The organism is Desulfosarcina sp., assembly GCF_041551955.1.
GTDB lineage: Bacteria > Desulfobacterota > Desulfobacteria > Desulfobacterales > Desulfosarcinaceae > Desulfosarcina.
In genome coordinates this window covers 1-12,956 of record NZ_JBFELV010000112.1, presented here as the reverse complement: position 1 = coordinate 12,956, position 12,956 = coordinate 1, and the positions used below count along the sequence as shown (strand labels likewise).

The following is a 12,956-nucleotide window of genomic DNA, read 5'->3' as shown; positions in this document are numbered from 1 at the left end:
TGTCAAGGGGAACCCGCATTCCCACTCACAAACACCCTAGTGAGCAGACCGGGTATCTATTGTCCGGCAGAACCCGGCTGTTCATCAATGATCAAGTCTATACCTGTAACCCGGGGGACAGCTGGTGCGTCCCCGGTGATGCGAAACATGGTACGTATGCTATAAAAGATTCGGTTATCATAGAAATTTTTTCACCGGTGAGGGAAGACCTGCATCCTGACACCGAGTATACGCCATTTATTCAATCCTGGAACACATGAATAATATCACGCTGGTGATTGATGCGGGGACTGATAGATACCGTATTTGCACTAATCCGTCCGAACCTATTCTTGATTTGACAGGTCTGGCATTTAGTCCCGGGCGTGGCTTGACAGAAAATTGCCTTGTCTTGCCCGCGCTCATGACGTTTCTCAACAGCCTGTTCAATATTATCGTCGCTGAAAACTGCCTGGCCTGACGCCTTCCAGCCGTCAAATCGCATCATCTGTTTCAGATGCTCTCTTCTCAATAGCGTTCAGCATATCCTCTATCATTTCGAAACATACTGGCTTCTGGTAGACACCATCGAAGCCTGCTTCTTCCAAAGCATTTCGACCATATTCTTCCAAGTAACCCGATAGCGCGTAAATTTGTATGTTCGGGTATTTCTTTTTCGTTTTCAGGCAAAAATCAACACCGTTCACCCATGGCATTTTTAGGTCGGTTATCAGTGCATCAAAGCCGGGATTCCATTCTAAAATCAGTTCTGCTTCTTCAGCACTATCTACAGTAACGACTTGGCCGCCATACCTTTCAAACATATTCTTCAACATCCGCAGGTGGCTGAGCTGATCATCAATTAACAGAATTTTTCCATCATGCTTGGGTCTCTGCATCTTCGGCTTTTTCGGCATTCTATCTACCCTTATATTGGCGTTGGTTTTCCGTTGAACCGAGGTTGTGGCTCACATCACACATGTTCAATGTTCACGACTATAATGGAAAAAATGAACGGCCACGGACCGGTTTGAATTCCAGCGCCAGCAAATATCCACGGATAGGACAACTGGCAACCCGACTAATTGTCGGTCGACTGTGGTTCATGGATCTGTGGGAGGGTATGGCTGTACCCTATGAGATGATACACTATAGTGTCAAGGATAATACTGCCTGGTGTTTGGTTGCGCAGAGATTGAACCGCGATAAGTGGCATCATTGCTCTTGACCTAACCCTTTTGCCTGATCCAGGACCTTGCGGATCAACCGTGATAGTTCAGAAATATTGAACGGCTTCTGGATAAATGCGTTGCATCCCCTTCCCATGATCTCCGTCGCTTTACCTTTCAGAGAATACCCACTGGACAATATTATTGGCATGTTGGGATGAATCTCACGAATAGCGTCAAACGTCCGGCCGCCATCCATTCCCGGCATAATTAAATCAAGAATAACAAGATCAATGTTAACAACAGGTTCCGATACCGCATCAACAGCATTTTCTCCACCTTTGGCGGCAATGACACCATAACCCAATTTTTCCAACATCGGTCTGCCCACATCAATCATGATATCTTCATCGTCAACCAGGAGAATCGTTTCCGACCCTCGAATGATCACATCATCGACATTCGCCTCTATATGGGCTGCTTTATCCGATGCCGGCAGATAGATGTTAATTGTCGTCCCGTGGCCGAGATCGCTATAAACCGTGATTACACCACCGTGATTTTTGATGATGCCATAGGCCGACGCCAAGCCTAATCCAGTGCCCAGGTATTTATCTTTGGTCGTAAAAAATGGATCAAAGACTTGCTGGCACGTTTCCTTGTTCATACCGACACCGGTGTCTTTTACAGAAATGTTGGCATATCGTCCGGGTATAGCCGCATAGGGTTTGCAAAAGGCAGCATCTAAACTCAGGATTGAGGTTTCCAGGTAGATTTCGCCGCCCTCAGGCATGGCTTGTATGGAATTGACGAAAATGTTCAACAACACCTGCTCAATCTGTCGCTTATCCGCTTCAACCACCAGTGACGAAGGAAAGGTGTCGCTGTGGATCTGAATATCCTTGCGGGTGCGGCCGAAAATGGCTGCGCTGGAAAGCAGCAGTTCGTTGACGTCTATTGGTTTGACTTCGTATTTTCCTCCGCGGGCCAGCCCAAGCAGTTGCCGGGTGAGATTGCTGGCGCTGGCTATCTGCTCCTCGATGGCTTTAATATGCTCCTGTTGGGGATGGGAAGGGCCCAACTCCAACGTCATCAACGACGCTCTGCCTTGGATACCCATCATCAGATTGTTAAAATTGTGAGCTATCCCGCCTGCAAGCGTTCCTATCGCCTCTATTTTCTTTGCTTGCTGAAGTTGTTGTTCCAGTCGCGACCGTTCGGTAATATCCTCATAAAAAACCAACTGATCTTGGTTTTTAATATTTAATGGTTTGAAATTGATCTCTTTTTGAGATCCGTCCTTGCAGGTCACCGCATATACATGTGGACGGGATCGTACAGTTGGAGGTTGTCGCTGATAATCAGACCATGCTTTCATCACTTTCTGGCGATAGCGGTCATCTGGGAATGCTTTGTTGAACCATTCTATTCCTGTAGGGACATCCTCTGTCGTGTATCCAAACATCTCTACAAATTTTGGGTTCACATACTTGTATCGGCCGTCTTCTCCCAACAGGGATATCCCGAGCGGGGATTGTTCCACCAGCATCCTGAACTTCTCTTCACTCTCACGCAGCGCTTTTTCCGCCTGCCTGCGGTTTTCAACCATATCGTTCGCCGATTCAGCAAGCTGAACAAAATCATAGAAATAAATTGCATTTCTCTCAATTTCAATAGCATCCGAAGATGCTTTTTGGAAAAAATTTTTAAATAATTTTATGTTGTGATCGATTCGATCCGAAAGTAGTTTAACGATCAGGAAGATGAAGATAAGCAGCGTAAATAGGATCAACGTCGTATTTAGAATATTGGTTCTGATTCTTCCTTCGAGTTCGGACTGCTTCGACGCGATCGCCGTTTCAATCTCATCTACATATAAGCTGGCACCAATATACCATTGCCATTCAGGCACACCCACGGCGTAGCTGATTTTAGGCGCATGTTTTTTACCTTCGATTCTCGGAAGCACATACTCAACGAAACCGCCGCCTTCTTTTGCCTGTTTGATGAGCTCCTGGACGATTTTAACCCCGTTTATATCTTCGATATCATACATGTTATTGCCGGTTTCAGGACCAGACAGGCCCAAGCCGTCCCATTTTCCGGTAAACACGTAACCATCCTTTTCAAACCTGATGTTGGAAATCCATTTCAGGCACTCTTCCTGAATATCCTTCTCAACATAATCGAGATACTCCCCGGAGCCGATTACCCAACCAATCGGTTTGAACAATTTTACAAAAGCGATTCTTGAGAAAAAACCTTGCTGGTTGGGTTTGGGCCAGGTATATTTATAGAACCCTTCGCCATCTTCCCTGATGACGGCAAGCATATCGGAAACAACGAACTCACCTTCCCCCCCTCTGACCTGCAGCATGTTCGTGCCTTCCAATTCAGGCCTGATTTCGAATAAGGTTTCGACACCTTCCAGCGTAAAAGCAAAATAATATCCGCGGCCGTTATTGTACCGCAAGGACCTGAGTGCTTGTTTGATAAGTGCCTCAATTTCTTCTACGCTTTTTATGTCTTTTTCTTTCAGATAAATGTTCTCTATGATGGCATAGGCCTCGTTAACTCTGCCTTTTATTGATTCCTGCAACCGTTTTTCAGTTTGAGATTTCATGTAGTTTACGAAATCCAGTGCCCGATCAACCTCACGTTCTAAGGTTACCTTCTGACTTTCCAGATAGGACGCACGCAGTGCGTTGGCCTCTTTTTCAAACCTGGACCATTCGGATGTAACCCAAAGATACCCTAATGAAAAAATGGATAAGACCCCAACGAGAGCCATATGGATTAGAAAGATTCGACTGATGCTTAATTTGAGAGGATTCATCGTATCGCCCAATAAATAAGTCAAATAGAACCTATCTCAGCCATAAGGGTCAGGGTTCAGGGCAAGGCATGCAACGGCGAAAAAGCGGAGTATACATGTAGGATGTGAACATGTTGAGCCGTTGCAAAGCGCCGTTATGGGCACTTAGACCATTTTTAAGATAGGTTCCAATGAATAGAATGGATTTGTTGCAGGGGTCAAGGGACAATAAAATGGATTAGGTTAATCCTTGACTACGGGAAGCGTTGCCGACTCGGATGGCTTCCTGCCTGGTGTGCGATTGACGACATAGATGCCGGTGCATACCATCGCCAGGGCAGTCAGCAACCGAAACGTAATGTGCTCATCGAGCAGAATGGCGCCTTCCAAAACACCAAAAAGCGGGGTAAGAAATAAAAAAGCACTCAACTTCGATGCCGGGTAGTTTCTGATCAACCAAAACCAGGCGAGATAGGTGATAAAGGCGACCCAAATGATCTGATAAGCGATGCAGCCCAAGATGAGCGGCGTCGCATTCGTGAATGCAGTCTGTCCCAGCAGTACCGCTCCGAGCGGCATTACGACTGCGGATACGACCAGTTGGTAAAGCAAGACACGGCTTGCCCGGATTTCGGACAATGGGCTGGCTTTCACCATGATGGTCGCAGCCGCCCAGAAGAAGGCTGCCAGCAGCAGCATCGTATCGCCAACCAACATCAAGGATCGAGGATTGCCGATGGATTCGCTGAATGCGACGATAATACCCAGGAAAGCGCAGCATAAACCAGTCAGCTGGGCCCTTTTCAAGGATTCTCCCCTCACAAACCAATGGGCCCCCACGGCTGTAAAGAATGGCATGGTGTACAGGAAGATGACCGACCTCGATGCACTGGTAAATTCCAAGCCCCAGTATATCAGCAAAAATTCGATGGAAAAGAACAGGCCGACGGCCATCCCCCACCAGAAGGTGCCGTCATTGAGGTCCATTTTTTCCCTGCGCGCGACCATCCACAGATACAACAAGATCGCGGCACCAATGGATCGAATGCCTCCTTGCAGGGCGGGGGCAATGCTTTGGACGGCAATTTTGATTGAAATCTGTTGAAGCCCCCAACTGGCGCAAAGAACGATCAACAGAACAATGGCCTTGACGTCAACTTTTACCGGTTTGGCGGTCATGATTACTGGTCAATCTTGATGAGGCGGTGTGCGAATGTTGATGTCGCCTGTTGGCCGGACGCGACTGCCAATCGCCATCCGGACATCCCGGATGACAGTGGCCTATAACCTATCTCAAAAATAATCTAAGTGCCCATAGCGGCGCTTTGCAACGGCTCAACATGCTCACCTACTGACGGTATGCTGCGCTTTTTCGCCGTGGCATGCCTTGCCCTGAACCCTTTTTTTTAGATACGTTCTATTAAAACCCGGATTGTTTGCCGGTCATTTTTTCGATTTCGACTTTGATCACCGCCGTTGCGTTTATCTTTTTTTCGGGAAACGCAAATGTTTTGTCGGAATAATGGGCCATGATGATGCCAAGCGCCTGGCGCTTAGGCTCCAATCCTTCGACAAGCGTGGCTTTGCCAAATCCGATAACGCTCTGAAACCTCATGCTCCAATTGCATGCGTCGGCGTCCTTGAGCGCTTCAACGGAAATATCGAACTCGACACATACGTTCGGGTTGTCTCTGAGGATGTCCATTTTGCGGCCTTTCAACGCGCCATGAAAATAAAGCGTATTGTCCTGGAAGCCGAAACTCAGGGGGACAATATAGGGCCGGTTTGCCTCGACCATGCCAAGCCTGCACACCGTCGCTTTCTGGATAATGGCATTGATGCCTGACGCATCCGAAACCGCTTTGTCGATTCGTCTCATGGTCCTGGATCCCCTTTCATCGATTGTCAGCATTCACCGAAAATTATCGTGCAACGTCACTATGTGGGCTCCTTGATATACTTTTTCGGGAAATAATAACAGACGTAAAAAAGATGTTTGAAATCGATACCGAGCGGCTCCGCCGCGCCCTTTTTGCCGGCTATGGGGAGCCGGTTCAATTGACCGCGCTTGACGATAACCGATCTAAACATTAGCCTATGCGCCCATGACCGAAGAATTGAACAAGCAGCCTATCCACGCTTTCATCGAAAAGCCTTCCCTGGTGCGACGTCTGTTTTTCGGTTGCCTCGTCCCGATCCTGCTCGCCCAAGGGTTGTGGGTTCGACAATCCGTGCCCAAATTAGCAGAAGCCAAAGGTCCCCGCCAAGGGGTTGTCGGAAGCGGCAAGCCGATTAGGATTCTCGTTGCCGGTGATTCCTCGGCAGCCGGTGTCGGCGCACCGGTTCAGGACAAGGCATTGATGGGTTGCCTGTTGTCACGGCTGGCCGTTGACTTTGCGGTGCATTGGCAATTGATCGCCAATACGGGATGGTCGACCCGTGACCTGCGCCTTTTTTTGGATACGGTTCCAGAAACCAGCTATGATGTCGTTCTCACGGCCACGGGTGTGAACGATATCACCTCCCGCCGATCCGTGACCGTGTGTCTACGCGATCAAATCAAATTGGTGAAATTGCTCCGCGAGCGATTGGGCGCACGCCAGATTCTCATATCAGGTTTACCCCCCGTTCACCGGTTTCCATCGCTCCCAGAGCCCTTGAGAGGGTGCATCGGGGATCGGGCGAAACGATTGGACAAGGCCATCCAATCCTGGTCCCGCGAGCAGCCGGATTGCGATCACCTCCGACTAAATTTTCCTGTGGGTACCGAGTATATGGCGACGGATGGCTTTCATCCCGGTCCCGGGATTTATGCGCTTTGGGCCGAGGCCGCCGCAGCCGTCATCAGGGCGCGTTGGCGTTGATTCACTTTTTTACAGCATCCTTGTAGACGGATAGCGTGCGTTCAAAAATACGGGGCCAGGTGTAGCGGGATGCTATTTCTTCGGCATGGGGGTCGACAATATCCGGAGCTTTTCTCACCGCTGCCATCATGTCAAGAATGCGTTGGCGTAACGCATCTTCCAGCATGGACTCGTCTTTTCGATAAGGCCGGTCAATGGTTTCAAGTGGCGGCAGTTGAATCAGGTCGATCGTCTCTTTGTCTGCTTTCCCGAAGATCTCCTTGAAACCCGACAGTTCGGTCGTGATGATCCGGCAACCGGATGCCAAGCCTTCAAAGAGCACGAGGGGGAGACCTTCAAAAAATGAAGGCAGCACCTGAACATGGGCTTTTTTCATCAGTTCCGATAAACGACGGTGGGTCACGAAACCATGGTCGGTGACCTTCTGGCCCAATTTTTCTGCCAGGTCAATGCAGTGGTCGTACTCCCGCCCCTTGCCGCTTCCCGCCAGGTGCAGGTGCCAGTCTTGATCCTCGATCTTCATCAGGGATTTGAGCAGCCAGGGAACGCCCTTGCTGCGATTATATTTGCCGGCGTAAAGGATATGAACGGTTCCGGCAGGTGATTTCGGGGCACGCGTAAACATCCTATGGTCATATCCGCCACCGACAACGACAATTTGATTCAACGGGATGCCAAACAGATGATGAATTTCCCTTTTCTGATCGGTCGTCAGCGCAATGATCTTGTCCAGGCGCCGACAGTGGCGTTTCACGTAACGTCGTAAATGGGGGCAGTTCGTGTATTGTCTTAGTTCCGTGCCATGACAGGTTGCCACGACGGGAATCGTCGGAAACCGTTTTTTTACCAGGGCCGAAAGTAAAAAAAGGTGATTCGTGTGGATGATATCCGGCTTAAACTGGTTGGCTGCATGTTCAAGTACCTGGGTGAACGCGGACTTGTAGGCGGTCAGACGCTTGCCTTTCAGATCTCTGAACAAAGAGCTTTTATAGGGCATCACATCCGACATGCCGGTAACAGGGAAATTGAGCGACGGCGATTCAAAAAAAACGAAGGCGCCTTCGGTTGGCGGCCGATCCTTCAAGGATGGAATCGTGCCAGCTGGGACGCCGGCAACCCGGTAAGTCGAAAGCCCGTATCTTTGAGATTCTCTGATCATCGCCTCAAGATAGATCCCACTCCCGGTCATTTCCGGTCTCTGTCCGATGACATGCATGATGTTAAAATGGGTCATAGGGGGGTGATGCATCCTTGACAGAATGAGGTTCACTATTTTTTAAACGCCGGTAGGCCAGGCGCCACGTTTCGGATCGTTTGGCTCTTCGTGTCGGCCACTGAAAGCCAAAATGGCCGCATAAACGGCAGAAAGCGGACATCTGGTCCGACAGCGTGTCGGCGTCATCCGGCAGCGCTTTCCTGCCCAGATGGTAACCAAAGATCCGGTCGATCCCACCGGCCACGGCACACATGTAATACCCTGAAGGGGTCAATCCCAAACCGCACGTTTTGATGATGCGGCAACCGCAGGTATAGTCGGAGAATCGGTTAAAACGCGTATCGACAGGCGCCACATTAAACGGTTTAAATAGATTGACCCGCGAACGCTTAAGGGTGCTTTTTAGCGTGATCGCGTCAGGCAGTTTCTCCAATACCCGATGAACGTGATCCCCGAAGAAATTAGTTCCCATCACCAGGTTCACAGAAGGATTATACCGCTTCCGATAATTGATCAACAGGTCGACAATGTCAAAAATGCGACTGTGGAGGGTTGGCTCCCCGCCCAGCATCCGGATACGTTTCCACGCGATTCCTTTTGCAACGCTCTGGCTGATAAACATCGCTACATCGGCGACAGGCATTTCTAGATCGCTCGGGGCCTGTGTGCATGAACGATTACAGTTGATGCATTTCAAGTTGCACTTGTAGGTGATGTCGATTTCAATATATTCGCGGCTGGGATGAAACTGCCTGCCGAATCGCTTAGCCACACACGCTTGGGCACGAACAAACTGGTAAGCATCCAATAACAAACGCGTTGCTGTGATATTGCGATGGCGGTGGGGTGTCTTCAAAAACGCTTCCTCAGTACGGACATGGCCGCTTCGTTTATTGTGGATCCCGTGCATGCCAGGGCCAATCGATGACGCCCTGTGGATTCAACAGGGCGACCAGGCCGGGATTGCGCATGTCATTCCAGACGAATTTTTCGAAGACAAGCTCCGGGGAGGGGAGCCCAAACGTGACGTGCAGATGCGGCAGGATCCTTGCTTTTGATCGGCTGGTGTCGGCGATGGTGGCGATGATATCCCCTTGCTTCACGAAAACACCGGGTGTTATGTGATCCAGCGGCCTCGTGTGGGCATAAATCGATATCAACATGCCGATATCCGGCTGGACCTGTTTGTGTTGTATAACCATGGCCTGACCCAGATAGTCCTCAAAAACGGACCTGACCACGCCGTCGTGCATCAGCGGAACGCGGGTGTCGTGGGCGAGACGACGGACCCGCCCGAAACCATCCATGTACAGGCAAAAGTCGATACCCTCATGGGGGAAATCACGCGGACCCTGGTCGCCCCACCACTTGTCCGGTGATTGAAATCGCATGCCTGGACTGAAAACCCAACCTTGGAATTCGTTGGGGTCAATCCTGTTGGATGCGATGAGCATCTCTGTGAAACGAGTTTTCTTCAATTCCACGATCATTCCCGGGTTACCGTTTATACCGCCATACCGTTTCTGATTTCCATGAGAAAGGCAAGGTCACTCAGACGGGTTATTTTCGGCCATAGGCCCAAATCTTTTTAGTACCGGTACGCATAACGCATAAATTCCGGCAAACAAGGGGGTGCATACTAGAATCCAGGCGACGATGGCGTAGAGGATCGTTTCGAAAAAGGCTGCGACAGTACCCCAGAAATTCTGCTGGAAAAGGGCGCCCAACTCCTGAATCGAAAACGGAGGGGGATCCCCCTGGAAGATGAATGCACCAAGACTCATAAACGGGATCACCAAGAGAATCTGAAGTGGGTATACCAGGTAGTTGAACAGCTGAATCGCGGGCTGGTTGAGCCGCAACACCATGGCGACGGCGGCGCAGATCAGGGTCGTCGCACCCAGAACCGGGAACATCCCGATTACGGTGCCCAAGGCGATGCTGAGAGACAGCCGTTCCGGCGAGATGCCCTGCTTGAGCAGGTTCAGGATCGGTTGACCGATTTTACCGTGAAAAATGCGTTTGATCATTACGGTCTCACCGTATTGGGTGAATCAGGCACTCAGGCTAAAGGTGCTGCGTGCATTGCCGGCTGAAGTGCGCACCATCAGTCGCTGCAAGCCTCCGCGGCGGTTTTTAACGTCTGGAGAAATTCTATGGTCAAGCGGTGCAGCCGCGTGGGTACACGCAAAAGATATCCCACCCACACCATGGGCCCCGTGAAGCGCTCGACACTCAACAGCCTGACGTTGCCGTCTTCCTCGCGAAACTGCCAGGTGTGCGAGGCGTTGATTCCCATTTTCCCCCCCTCCCAGACGACCTCGCGTCCCGGGTCGCAGCTGACAATTCTGGGTTGGACTTTCAATGGGAAAACCAAGGGACGAATAATGAAGGTAAAGCAAGTCCCAGCCGATAGGGACGCGTCACCGGAAACGATACAGCAGCTGCGGCAGGCCGTGTTCCAGTCGTCCCAATTTTCCATCTGGGAGAACGTCCGCCAGACCACGCTCAAGGGGGCGTTGATTTCGATCTCTGCTTTGATTACCATTTAGATTCCTGCTGTCCAGGTTTATCATAAGCACCAATTGCGATAAGTGAACGCTGCATGTCTGAGACACAGATGGTCAACGCGCATTATTCATCACGATGCTTTGAACCGCGGTAGCGAGCGCATTCCCCGCCGCTTGCGACGGGGTTAGCGAGCGAACTGGAAATCGAATTTTTATCCTCACGGTGCTGTGCAGCAGTGCCGTTACAGGCAGAACCTTACCCGCGGCTTGCCGCGGGGAAGGTTCGATCGTATCGATGTCCGCTTGATCCGAATCCTGGTTTTCATCTGGAGCTACCGGAATCAGAATCTCGTTTCGCCTCAGAAACCAGGGTGTAAACGGTGCATTGTAACGGGCCCACAGCGGATCGCCAGCAATCATAAACCCATTGTCGTTAATCCACGATTCAAGTTTCGTTTTGTTCTTGAGATAGCCCTTTTCGCTCCAGGAGCCGGAATAGCGCACGGCAGCCATCCGCCGACTGGACACCCGGCGAAGGGTTACCCTGGGATTTTGCGGCTCCGGAAGTGTTTCAAGCGAATACGAGGCCGGCATCATAAAACTAACGGCCCATTTGTCTTCCATCCGCTGTTGGCTCACAGGTGCCGTCATCTTGATTTTCTCAGGTTCTGCCTGCTGAGAAACGGGCGCGGTCATCTCCACTTTCTTACGCGATCGGTTTTCACCTGAGATGTAGCCAAACAGTATTTTGAATGCCTTACTTCCAGCTTCTTCGAGGCTTCCCACCACGAGGGTTTCGGCAACTATGTGGGGTGCATAGTCACGGATTTCAAAATTTTCGTCTTTTTTGACTACGGTGTATTGGGTTTCTTCGATCGCCATCGTCTCCGTTGCTCCAGTCAATATAGACGCAATGGCGATTAGGATTCCGGCAGTTTTTTTCATTTACAGGTCTCCAATTTCTATTGCTGTGTTTAACAGGGTGTCGAAAAACGATTACGCTGGGCCATACTGCGTTTTAATCCGGCTCAACCTGCTCATTGATCAACTATAAACTCCGATTTTCGCCCCATTTTGCCATATCTTGCCTGCGCTCATGACGCTTTTTAACATCCTGTTAAATTGAAATAGGGGCAACGTATAAATCCCAAGGCCCCCAGATTTCCCGTAAGGGTAATGCAGATGGCACCATCAAGCCGGTTCCTGAACACTGTCACCAGTGACTTGCAAATCATTGTGCACAGCCCGCTCATTTGCAAGGTCGCGGGCGACCTTTCCGGGTGCATGCGTTCGCCTGGAGAACAGGCGGTATGCCACGGGCACGACAAACAGGGTAAACAGCGTCGCCGACAATACGCCGGCCAGAACGACGACGCCGATTACCATGCGGGTCTCGGCGCCGGCACCCGTGGAGAGAATCAGGGGGATCGCGCCGGTGGCGGTGGTGATGCCGGTCATCACGATCGGGCGCAGCCGAACCTCGGATGCTTTGAGGATGGCATAATTGAACGACTTGCGCCGCTCCCTGAGCTGGTTGGCAAACTCGACGATGAGAATACCGTTTTTCGCCGCCAGACCGACCAGCATGACCAAACCGATCTGGCTGTAAAGGTTCAGGGTGCTTCCGGTTAGGTACAGTCCGAGCAACCCGCCGGCAATCGCCAATGGCACCGTCAGCATGATCACCAGCGGATTGATATAGCTTTCAAACTGGGCAGCCAGGACCAGGAACACCACCAGGATTCCCAGCAGGAATACGAATATAATCGACTGGGTCGAGAATTTATAGTCCTGGGATTGCCCCTTGTAATCGATGATCACGGTTTCCGGCAGATGCGCCTTGACCAGGCCCTCCAAGTAGGCCAGCGCATCACCCAAGGCCAGGCCGTCGGCCAGGTTGGCCTCTAATGTGATCGCCCTGACGCGATTGTACCGATTCAAGGCGGTTGAATCGGCAAATTCCTCAAGCGTGACCAGATTGGACAGCGGAATCAGGTCGCCGTTGCGCGATGACCGCACATAAATGTTCTGCAAATCGGTCGGCGTGCGCTGACGTTCGCGTTGGCCTTCCAGAATGACGTCATACTCTTCACCGGCCTCTATATAGGTGGTCACCCGCCGGGAGCCAAGCATCGTTTCCAGGGTGCGGCCGACGTTGCCGATGGTCACTCCCAGTTCAGCCGCGCGATCATAGTCGATATTCACCTGCAGTTGGGGTTTGGTTTCCTTGTAATCCCAGTCGATCCCGATCAGTCCGGGATTGTCGGCCTCGATCTGCTCCAGCAGCGTGTCACGCCATTGAGCCAATTCCGGGTAGGTGCCGCCGCCGATGACGAACTGAAGCGGTTTTTGAATGGATGCGCCGAAGCCCTGGCGCATGACGAGGAAGGCGCGTACCCCGGG

14 protein-coding genes are annotated in these 12,956 nt (G+C 50.9%); 3 read left to right on the top strand and 11 right to left on the bottom strand.

Annotated elements, in window-relative coordinates; genetic code table 11:
• Together ABYV26_RS10640 and ABYV26_RS10635 are read left to right on the top strand one after the other, a co-directional pair.
• Positions 1-260: cupin domain-containing protein (locus tag ABYV26_RS10640; protein WP_372680818.1), on the top strand; the 260-nt coding region annotated here is incomplete at its 5' end.
• The gene (locus tag ABYV26_RS10635; RefSeq protein WP_372680816.1) at positions 257-460 is read left to right on the top strand and encodes a hypothetical protein; all 204 of its coding nucleotides are present in this window, start codon (positions 257-259) and stop codon (positions 458-460) included. The genes ABYV26_RS10640 and ABYV26_RS10635, both read left to right, overlap by 4 nt.
• A gap of 13 nt (positions 461-473) precedes the next feature.
• Here ABYV26_RS10635 and ABYV26_RS10630 read toward each other — a convergent pair whose 3' ends face one another.
• From ABYV26_RS10630 to ABYV26_RS10615, 4 genes are all read right to left on the bottom strand, one after another.
• Positions 474-896 (bottom strand): response regulator, encoded by a 423-nt coding sequence (locus ABYV26_RS10630; RefSeq protein WP_372680815.1) that lies wholly within the window; start codon positions 894-896, stop codon positions 474-476.
• 298 nt (positions 897-1,194) lie between these two features.
• Positions 1,195-3,984 (bottom strand): cache domain-containing protein, encoded by a 2,790-nt coding sequence (locus ABYV26_RS10625; RefSeq protein ID WP_372680813.1) that lies wholly within the window; start codon positions 3,982-3,984, stop codon positions 1,195-1,197.
• A gap of 222 nt (positions 3,985-4,206) precedes the next feature.
• Positions 4,207-5,142 (bottom strand): DMT family transporter, encoded by a 936-nt coding sequence (locus ABYV26_RS10620; RefSeq protein ID WP_372680812.1) that lies wholly within the window; start codon positions 5,140-5,142, stop codon positions 4,207-4,209.
• A 241-nt stretch (positions 5,143-5,383) separates the two neighbouring features.
• Positions 5,384-5,842, bottom strand: coding sequence for a pyridoxamine 5'-phosphate oxidase family protein (locus ABYV26_RS10615; protein ID WP_372680810.1), 459 nt, complete (start codon positions 5,840-5,842; stop codon positions 5,384-5,386).
• Between the two features lie 226 nt (positions 5,843-6,068).
• On the opposite strand from ABYV26_RS10615, the gene ABYV26_RS10610 reads away from it, so the two are divergent.
• On the top strand, positions 6,069-6,827 hold the full coding sequence (locus ABYV26_RS10610; protein ID WP_372680808.1) for an SGNH/GDSL hydrolase family protein: 759 nt from the start codon (positions 6,069-6,071) through the stop codon (positions 6,825-6,827).
• A 1-nt stretch (position 6,828) separates the two neighbouring features.
• Here ABYV26_RS10610 and ABYV26_RS10605 read toward each other — a convergent pair whose 3' ends face one another.
• From ABYV26_RS10605 to ABYV26_RS10575, 7 genes are all read right to left on the bottom strand, one after another.
• Positions 6,829-8,061 carry a glycosyltransferase family 4 protein gene (locus ABYV26_RS10605; RefSeq protein ID WP_372680807.1) on the bottom strand — a complete coding sequence of 411 codons (1,233 nt, stop codon included), beginning with the start codon at positions 8,059-8,061 and terminating at the stop codon, positions 6,829-6,831.
• Entirely contained in the window at positions 8,048-8,899 is an 852-nt protein-coding gene (locus tag ABYV26_RS10600; protein ID WP_372680805.1) for a radical SAM protein, read from the bottom strand. Before ABYV26_RS10600 ends, ABYV26_RS10605 begins: the two co-directional genes overlap by 14 nt.
• Before the next feature lie 34 nt (positions 8,900-8,933).
• Positions 8,934-9,527: a peptidoglycan DD-metalloendopeptidase family protein gene (locus tag ABYV26_RS10595; RefSeq protein ID WP_372680802.1), complete on the bottom strand. Its 594-nt coding sequence runs from the start codon at positions 9,525-9,527 to the stop codon at positions 8,934-8,936.
• 63 nt (positions 9,528-9,590) lie between these two features.
• Positions 9,591-10,073: a DUF2062 domain-containing protein gene (locus ABYV26_RS10590; protein ID WP_372680800.1), complete on the bottom strand. Its 483-nt coding sequence runs from the start codon at positions 10,071-10,073 to the stop codon at positions 9,591-9,593.
• 77 nt (positions 10,074-10,150) lie between these two features.
• The gene (locus tag ABYV26_RS10585) at positions 10,151-10,591 is read right to left on the bottom strand and encodes an SRPBCC family protein (protein ID WP_372680798.1); all 441 of its coding nucleotides are present in this window, start codon (positions 10,589-10,591) and stop codon (positions 10,151-10,153) included.
• 76 nt (positions 10,592-10,667) lie between these two features.
• The gene (locus ABYV26_RS10580; RefSeq protein ID WP_372680796.1) at positions 10,668-11,498 is read right to left on the bottom strand and encodes a heme-binding protein; all 831 of its coding nucleotides are present in this window, start codon (positions 11,496-11,498) and stop codon (positions 10,668-10,670) included.
• Between the two features lie 246 nt (positions 11,499-11,744).
• A partial coding sequence (locus ABYV26_RS10575) for an efflux RND transporter permease subunit (RefSeq protein ID WP_372680794.1) occupies positions 11,745-12,956 on the bottom strand: 1,212 nt, incomplete at its 5' end.

Bases quoted from the DNA above. Each gene is read 5' to 3' on its own strand.
- ABYV26_RS10635 (WP_372680816.1), top strand. From the start codon at position 257: ATGAATAATATCACGCTGGTGATTGATGCGGGGACTGATAGATACCGT.
- ABYV26_RS10630 (WP_372680815.1), bottom strand. From the start codon at position 896: ATGCCGAAAAAGCCGAAGATGCAGAGACCCAAGCATGATGGAAAAATT.
- ABYV26_RS10625 (WP_372680813.1), bottom strand. From the start codon at position 3,984: ATGAATCCTCTCAAATTAAGCATCAGTCGAATCTTTCTAATCCATATG.
- ABYV26_RS10620 (WP_372680812.1), bottom strand. From the start codon at position 5,142: ATGACCGCCAAACCGGTAAAAGTTGACGTCAAGGCCATTGTTCTGTTG.
- ABYV26_RS10615 (WP_372680810.1), bottom strand. From the start codon at position 5,842: ATGAGACGAATCGACAAAGCGGTTTCGGATGCGTCAGGCATCAATGCC.
- ABYV26_RS10610 (WP_372680808.1), top strand. From the start codon at position 6,069: ATGACCGAAGAATTGAACAAGCAGCCTATCCACGCTTTCATCGAAAAG.
- ABYV26_RS10605 (WP_372680807.1), bottom strand. From the start codon at position 8,061: ATGACCCATTTTAACATCATGCATGTCATCGGACAGAGACCGGAAATG.
- ABYV26_RS10590 (WP_372680800.1), bottom strand. From the start codon at position 10,073: ATGATCAAACGCATTTTTCACGGTAAAATCGGTCAACCGATCCTGAAC.
- ABYV26_RS10585 (WP_372680798.1), bottom strand. From the start codon at position 10,591: ATGGTAATCAAAGCAGAGATCGAAATCAACGCCCCCTTGAGCGTGGTC.
- ABYV26_RS10580 (WP_372680796.1), bottom strand. From the start codon at position 11,498: ATGAAAAAAACTGCCGGAATCCTAATCGCCATTGCGTCTATATTGACT.